At 62.1% G+C, this 4,699-nt stretch carries 6 protein-coding genes; 4 read left to right on the top strand and 2 right to left on the bottom strand.

Annotated features, from left to right (window positions below; translation table 11 throughout):
• Positions 1-69: 69 nt before the first annotated feature.
• Complete coding sequence (locus EN964_RS24950) at positions 70-498, bottom strand: Fur family transcriptional regulator (protein WP_023813521.1); 429 nt, start codon at positions 496-498, stop codon at positions 70-72.
• Positions 499-642: 144 nt separating this feature from the next.
• Here EN964_RS24950 and EN964_RS24945 point away from each other — a divergent pair, with 144 nt between their 5' ends.
• From EN964_RS24945 to EN964_RS24930, 4 genes are all read left to right on the top strand, one after another.
• Positions 643-1,590, top strand: coding sequence for a metal ABC transporter substrate-binding protein (locus tag EN964_RS24945; RefSeq protein ID WP_372958876.1), 948 nt, complete (start codon positions 643-645; stop codon positions 1,588-1,590).
• A gap of 86 nt (positions 1,591-1,676) precedes the next feature.
• Positions 1,677-2,537, top strand: a complete 861-nt coding sequence (locus tag EN964_RS24940) for a manganese/iron ABC transporter ATP-binding protein (RefSeq protein ID WP_206517197.1) — start codon at positions 1,677-1,679, stop codon at positions 2,535-2,537.
• Positions 2,534-3,394 carry a metal ABC transporter permease gene (locus tag EN964_RS24935; RefSeq protein WP_127267054.1) on the top strand — a complete coding sequence of 287 codons (861 nt, stop codon included), beginning with the start codon at positions 2,534-2,536 and terminating at the stop codon, positions 3,392-3,394. Before EN964_RS24940 ends, EN964_RS24935 begins: the two co-directional genes overlap by 4 nt.
• Positions 3,394-4,242 carry a metal ABC transporter permease gene (locus tag EN964_RS24930; protein WP_372958875.1) on the top strand — a complete coding sequence of 283 codons (849 nt, stop codon included), beginning with the start codon at positions 3,394-3,396 and terminating at the stop codon, positions 4,240-4,242. Before EN964_RS24935 ends, EN964_RS24930 begins: the two co-directional genes overlap by 1 nt.
• Positions 4,243-4,266: 24 nt before the next feature.
• Here EN964_RS24930 and EN964_RS24925 read toward each other — a convergent pair.
• A partial coding sequence (locus EN964_RS24925) for an iron ABC transporter permease (protein WP_164775976.1) occupies positions 4,267-4,699 on the bottom strand: 433 nt, incomplete at its 5' end.

Here is a 4,699-nt window from a genome sequence, read left to right as displayed (position 1 = left end):
GTCTGAGCCGGCGGCGTCTTGCCCGCCGCGATCAGACCCGGATCAGCATGGTGACGACCAGAAACCACGCTATTTGGCGCGTTTCCTGACATACAGTTCCAGCTTGTGGCGGACGATTTCGAAGCCAAGCTCCGACGCTATCTCGGCCTGCAGTTTCTCGATTTTGTCGGAACGGAACTCGATCACCTGACCGGTGTCGAGGTCGATGAGATGGTCGTGATGTTCACGGTCCGCGTTTTCGAACCGGGCGCGGCCCTCGTCGAAGGCATGACGCTGGATGGCGCCTTTCTCCTCCAGGAGCCGCAACGTCCGGTAGACGGTCGACAAGGAAATGCTGCCGTCGATCTGGTGGGCACGAGAATACAATTCGTTCGCGTCCGGATGGTCGTGCGCATCCGCCAGCAGCCGCAAGATCACCTTGCGTTGTTCGGTCATCCGGACACCGGCGGCTTTCAAATTGCTCCGGAATCGCTCGAAAAGGTCGTTATCCGCTTTCATCCGCCATACTTAGCCGCGTTGCCACGCGACTGCAATTAGCTACTTGCAAATCAGTTGCAACTGCAATATTAGATGCAAATCAAACGCATTAGCATGACGTGAGCAGCGCATGGGCGACGATCAACTCCAGTCGAAAGGCATCCGATGACTGTTTCTGCTTCCCCAACCCGCAGGACGATGCTGCGGGCGCTTGGCGGCCTTGTGGCCATCGGTTTTGCGACGATGGCGAGCCTCGTTCCGGTCATGGCACAGGAGACCCAGCCTGCGGCAGGGAAGGTTCTGCGCGTCGTGACGACGTTCACGATCATCCAGGATATCGCGCAAAACGTAGCCGGGACCGCGGCAATCGTAGAGTCGGTGACCAAGCCCGGCGCCGAAATCCACGACTATCAGCCGACGCCGCTCGACGTGGTGAAGGCGCAATCGGCCGACCTCGTGCTCTGGAACGGCATGAACCTCGAACGCTGGTTCGAGAAATTCTTCGACAACGTGAAGAACGTGCCGAGCGCCGTCGTCACGGACGGTGTCGAGCCGATGGGGATCAAGGAGGGGCCCTACGAAGGCAAGCCCAATCCGCATGCGTGGATGTCGCCGAAGAACGCCCTCATCTATGTCGAGAACATCCGCAAGGCGCTGTCCAAGGCGGATCCGGCAAACGCCCAGGTCTATGCCGCCAACGCCGCCGCCTATTCGGAAAAGATCAAGGCAATCGACGAGCCCATGCGCAAGCGCCTGTCGGCGATCCCCACGGACCAACGCTGGCTGGTTACAAGCGAAGGCGCTTTCAGCTACCTGGCACGCGACTTCGATCTGCGCGAAGCCTATCTGTGGCCGATCAACGCCGACCAGCAAGGCACTCCGCAACAGGCGCGCAAGCTCATCGACCTGGTGCGCGAGAACAAGATTCCGGTGGTGTTCAGCGAAAGCACCATTTCGGACAAGGCGGCCAAGCAAGTCGCGCGCGAAACCGGAGCCACCTATGGAGGCGTTCTCTACGTCGATTCGCTGAGCGAGGAAGACGGCCCGGTTCCGACCTATCTGAAGCTTCTCGAAACCACCGTCGAGACTATCGTCCAGGGGTTCGGCGGGTGACCGGGGTTCGCACCGCGCTCGCTCCGGACAGCGTCCAGGGCAGCCATGATCGAACATCGACCGGTAGCGGCCGGGTCGTTGCCTCCATCGACGTGGACGACGTCACCGTCAGCTATTCAAGCGGGGTCACGGCCGTACACTCCGCCTCTTTCAGGCTCGGCGCCTCCACCATCTGCGCGCTGGTCGGCGTCAACGGCTCCGGCAAATCGACGCTGTTCAAGGCGCTGATGGGCTTCCTGACGCCGTCGACCGGAACAGTGCTTATCGCCGGATTGCCGGTCCACGCAGCGCTGAAGCGCGGCCTGGTAGCGTATGTGCCGCAGAGCGAGGATGTCGACTGGAACTTTCCGGTGCTGGTGGAAGATGTCGTCATGATGGGCCGCTATGGCCACATGAATTTTCTGCGTATCCCACGCAGAGCCGATCGCATGGCGGTCGACGCGGCGCTGGAACGGGTCGGCATGACCGATTTTCGCAAGCGCCAGATCGGCGAACTGAGCGGCGGCCAGAAGAAGCGCGTGTTCCTGGCGCGCGCTCTGGCGCAGGGCGGCGAGATCATCCTGCTCGACGAGCCGTTCACCGGCGTCGACGTGCAGACCGAAGCAGCGATCATCGATCTCCTTCGGTCGATGCGCGACGACGGCAAGCTGATGTTGGTGTCGACGCACAATCTCGGCAGCATCGTCAATTTCTGCGACCATGTCGTCATCTTCAACAAGACGGTGCTGGCCTTCGGACCGACAGAGACAACGTTTACGCAAGCCAATCTTGCGAAAGCTTTTGGCGGCGTGCTGAGGCATCTACGCCTCGGCGGCGCCGATCTTCACGACGACCCCGACGCTCGCCACCTGACCGTGCTGACCGATGACGAGCGCCCTCTGGTGCTTTACGGCGAGCGCGATCAAGAGAAGATGATGAAGCCCGACAGCGGATCGCCAGCCCCGTGATTGACATCCTGCTGGAACCCTTCACCTACAACTACATGGCCAAGGCCATCTGGGTCAGCGCCCTGGTCGGCATGGTCTGCGCGTTCCTGTCCTGCTATCTCATACTCAAGGGCTGGGCCCTGATGGGCGACGCGCTTGCCCACTCGGTGGTGCCGGGCGTTGCGGCCGCCTACATGCTGGCCCTTCCCTATGCCGCCGGCGCATTCGCCTCCGGCCTCATCGCCGCACTCGGCATCACCTTGGTGCGGCGCGTGACGCAACTTCGCGAGGACGCCGTGATCGGCCTTGTCTTTACAACGCTGTTCGCTGGCGGGCTGCTGATTGCGTCGATCAGTCCGACCTCCGTAAACATCCAGTCCATCGTACTCGGCAACATCCTCGCAATCTCCGACGAGGATGTAACCCAGGTCATCCTCATCGCAGCGGTTTCGCTGGCTGTATTGGGGCTTCGATGGAAGGATATGATGCTGGTGTTCTTCGATGAGAACCATGCGCGCGGCGTCGGCCTGAATCCGTGGCGGTTGCGGGTCCTGTTCTTCGTGCTGCTCAGCGCCTGCATCGTCGCCGCGCTCCAGACCGTCGGCGCGATCCTCGTGATCGCGATGGTGGTAACGCCTGGTGCCACCGCCTATCTGCTTACCGATCGGTTCGGCGTCATGATCCTGCTCGCGATGGCGATCGGCGCGGCGACGAGCGCGGTCGGCGCCTATCTCAGCTTCTTTCTCGATGGCGCGACTGGCGGACTGATCGTGGTGCTGCAGACCGTGGTCTTTCTGACTGCCTTCGTCTTCGCACCCAAACATGGCCGTCTCGCCGCGCGCCGGGCGGCACGTGCCGCATCCCAGGTCGCGTCATGATGACAATCTGGTCCTGGATCGCCGAACCGCTCAGCCATGAGTTCATGCGTCGCGGTCTCACCGTCGCCATTCTGGTCGGCGCCATCTGCGCGGTGTTGTCCTGCTATCTCGTCCTGAAGGGCTGGTCGCTGATGGGCGACGCCGTTTCGCATGCCGTGCTTCCGGGTATTGTGCTCGCCTATATCGCCGGGATCCCGCTTGCCTTCGGCGCATTCGTGGCAGGGCTTGGCTGCGCTTTGGCGACGGGCTACCTCAAGCAGCACAGCCGGATCAAGGAGGACGCAGTCATGGGCATCGTCTTCTCAGGCATGTTCGCGTTTGGCCTGGTTCTGTTCGTCAAGGTCGAGACCGACCAGCATCTCAATCATATCCTGTTCGGCAACATGCTCGGCGTCCAGTGGCGCGACGTGATCGAGGCGGCGATCATCGTCGTGCCGGCGATCCTCATCGTTCTGGCAAAACGCAAGGATCTGCTGCTCTATTGTTTCGATCCGGCCCATGCGCGCGCGATCGGCCTGCCCGTCAATCTGCTGCATTTCGGGCTCTTGACGCTGCTCGCGTTGACCATCGTGGCCTCGCTGAAGGCTGTCGGGATCATCCTTGTCATCGCCATGCTGATCGCGCCGGGAGCGATCGGTTTTCTTTTGACGAAGAGCTTTGAGCGGATGCTCGCCATTGCTGCCGCGGCCGCCATCGGGTCGAGCGTCGTGGGAACGATCCTCAGCTATCACATCGACGCAGCCACGGGTCCGACCATCGTCGTGGTTCAGGCCGGCGTTTTTTTGCTTGCCCTGTTCCAGTCGAAGCGCCCAAAGCAACAGGTGCAACTGGGCATTTCGGGAGAGTAATCGCGACCCTGACCGAGGCCACGCTTAAAGCCGGTTGCGGATCAGCATGGTGACGACGAAGAACGCGCCGACCGAGCTGGTGATGATGCCGATCGGCAGTTCCTGCGGCGGCAGCAGCGTTCGGGCCAGAAGGTCGCTGGCCAGCAACAGCACCGCGCCGAACACGGCGCAGCTGGCAACCAGGCGCAGGTGCAAGGGGCCCGCCAGCGGCCGCGACAGATGCGGGATCATCAGCCCGACGAAGCCGATGACGCCGGCGACCGAGACCAGGATCGCCGTCGAGAAGGCGGCGACGAGAAAGGTCATCCTTCGCATCCGCGCCACCGGCACGCCCAGGCTTTCGGCGGCGTTTTCGCCGGCCAGGAAAGCATCGAGCCGGCGGTGGTTCCACAGCGCGTAAGCCAGGATAGTGCCCGCACCCAAGGCGCCGAGCCAGATATTGTCCCAGCGCGCCAGG

The organism is Mesorhizobium sp. M7A.F.Ca.CA.001.10.2.1 (genome assembly GCF_003998575.1).
Taxonomy (GTDB): Bacteria; Pseudomonadota; Alphaproteobacteria; order Rhizobiales; family Rhizobiaceae; genus Mesorhizobium.
This window is presented reverse-complemented; position numbering and strand designations above follow the sequence as displayed.

Coding starts and splice junctions, on each gene's coding strand:
- EN964_RS24950 (WP_023813521.1), bottom strand. CDS start 498: ATGAAAGCGGATAACGACCTTTTCGAGCGATTCCGGAGCAATTTGAAA.
- EN964_RS24945 (WP_372958876.1), top strand. CDS start 643: ATGACTGTTTCTGCTTCCCCAACCCGCAGGACGATGCTGCGGGCGCTT.
- EN964_RS24930 (WP_372958875.1), top strand. CDS start 3,394: ATGACAATCTGGTCCTGGATCGCCGAACCGCTCAGCCATGAGTTCATG.